The following is a 2,128-nucleotide window of genomic DNA, read 5'->3' on the forward strand; positions in this document are numbered from 1 at the left end:
ATCGAACGCATGTTCTGCCGCTTGAAGGACTGGCGGCGCATCGCGACCCGTTTCGACCGCAATATCCAAAACTTCATGAGCGCCATCGCACTCGCCGCAGCCGTCATTTGGTGGATGTAATGAGTCCGGACCCTAGTCATGTTGAGCTTGTCGAGCCAGACGGTCAGGACTGAGAAGCGAACCCGGCGGCTTTCGCCGCCGGGTCTTCGACACGCGATTCAAAACGGGATGTCGCTCTCATCTACGAGCTGCCCGTCCTCCTTTTCAGCCGGCGTTGCCCGGCTCAGGAAATCCACCGTCTCGGCGATGATCTCGGTGCTGTAGCGATCGACACCGTCGCGGTCGGTCCATTTCGTGTAGTGAATGCGGCCGCGGACCAGCACCTTCATGCCCTTCTCGCAATACTGCTGGACCGTCTTGCCGAGCCCGTTGAAGGCGGTGATGCGGTGCCATTCGGTATCCTGGACCCGGTAGCCGTTCTCGTCCCGGACGACCCTGCCTTCCGAGTAGCGGGGACGCGAGGTGGCCAAGGTGAAGTGGGTGATGCTGGTGCCGCTCTGGGTGATGCGGGTTTCGGGGGCCTGACCGATGTTGCCGGCGAGAATGACGATGTTCTGCATTTTTATGTCTCCGTTGCTCCTCGGAGGGACCATTCCCTCCGACGAGACCCGGCCAAGGCCGTCGGGAGCCCCCTGCAACTGGCGGCGCGCCGCCAGCTCGCGCCCCCAAGGCCCCGGGTGGAGCGGGCAGCCGCGCTTGCGCGGCAACACGGCCGGGAGCCGCGGGGGTTGCGGACGGAAACCGAACGGCCGTAGGGGATCAGTCAGTCGGAGGGAGTGGTGCCTTTCGAGAACAGGCACGGGAACGTGCAGCGGAACCCTCGTCTCTGCCCGCAACACCGGTCAGGCCCAAGCCCTGTCACACCGGGCATACCTGCCATTGCCCGTCACCGACATGCGCTTCCTCCGCCAAGATAGACAGGCCGGGGACGAGAATGAAATGGCTACCGGGTCCAGGCGCCGAGACATCGCTCCCGTCTCATTGGCTGAAGGCGCGATCCGGTGACATTGCGGATTGGAAAGATGAAGGACCACGCGGGCCCATTTCCATGCTGATATGAGGGAAACCGGACGGCTGGCGATGATCGTGTCAAGGCTGGAGAGATCGGCATGATGACCGACTTTCCTAACCGCGCGCAACAGGCCGAAAAGGAGGGAGACCAGTGCTCCGCGCCGTGATCATCCTGTTCCGAGCGGGCCCCGGAGGCCCGGTGGCGTGTAAACCTCCATGGTGGGTGTTCCACGGGAACGACAGACCACGGCGGCCGCGTCAGCGCGAAAGGACAGCCGTTCCGAGCGCGTTGAGATTGAGCATCGCCGCGATCCCGATGAACATACCACCGGTGCTGCCGAGCAGGTTGAGCACGATCGTCGAGTCGATAAAGTTCTTCGTGACGCCATGGACCAGCGCATAACCGGCGATGGCCGTGGGTACGGCAAAGATGGCTAGCGCGATCAGTCGCAAGGCCGGGTTCTTCGCAAAGCCCACGACGGCAACGACAAAGGCTACGGACAGCAACGCTGCGCCAATCGCGGCGAACCCAGACATCAGGAAGCCTGCCTCCATTCCATAGACATATTGGAAGACAGTCAGCCCGACCATGAAGGGCAGTGCGTAGATCGCGAAATGATAGGCGATCACACAGAGCGCAATCGTCAAAGAGATGGCAAGCAGGATCAGCGTCATGGAAGCCTCCGCATGAACGGTTGAGGATCACGACAGGCTGCCGGATGATACGCTCCGCCTGCGACTATGCTACTTCGCCGTTGCTGCAAGGTTGCCATATTGGACGATGAACATGGCTCTGCGTCAAGTATTGGCGGTTCAGGAATGTCTCAGTTCGAATTTCCGCTGTTGGGTGGATGGACTAAGCCGCTCGCGCGGCAATGGCGCTTGTGACAAGCGGTGCGCCTGCTGATCGACCGTGGTTCTTTGTGACTTGGGTTCCTGGCCTGACGATTGGGGTCTTCTCAATCATCAGACAGGAGGTTCCCATGAAGGAGGAGAGGACCACCCCACTGCGCGCGCGCATGATCGAAGACATGCGTATCCGTGGAATGGGCGACAA

2 protein-coding genes and 1 pseudogene are annotated in these 2,128 nt (G+C 61.3%); 1 reads left to right on the forward strand and 2 read right to left on the reverse strand.

The window, feature by feature from the left end:
• Positions 1-120: pseudogene (locus C5748_RS27280) on the forward strand (IS5/IS1182 family transposase); the annotation flags it as partial.
• 98 nt (positions 121-218) lie between these two features.
• On the opposite strand, the gene C5748_RS27285 reads toward C5748_RS27280, so the two are convergent.
• Both C5748_RS27285 and C5748_RS27290 read right to left on the reverse strand, forming a co-directional pair.
• Complete coding sequence (locus C5748_RS27285) at positions 219-620, reverse strand: single-stranded DNA-binding protein (RefSeq protein ID WP_105746181.1); 402 nt, start codon at positions 618-620, stop codon at positions 219-221.
• A gap of 709 nt (positions 621-1,329) precedes the next feature.
• Positions 1,330-1,746, reverse strand: a complete 417-nt coding sequence (locus tag C5748_RS27290; RefSeq protein ID WP_105746183.1) for a hypothetical protein — start codon at positions 1,744-1,746, stop codon at positions 1,330-1,332.
• Positions 1,747-2,128: the final 382 nt, after the last annotated feature.

It is taken from the genome of Phyllobacterium phragmitis (assembly GCF_002980495.1).
GTDB lineage: Bacteria > Pseudomonadota > Alphaproteobacteria > Rhizobiales > Rhizobiaceae > Paramesorhizobium > Paramesorhizobium phragmitis.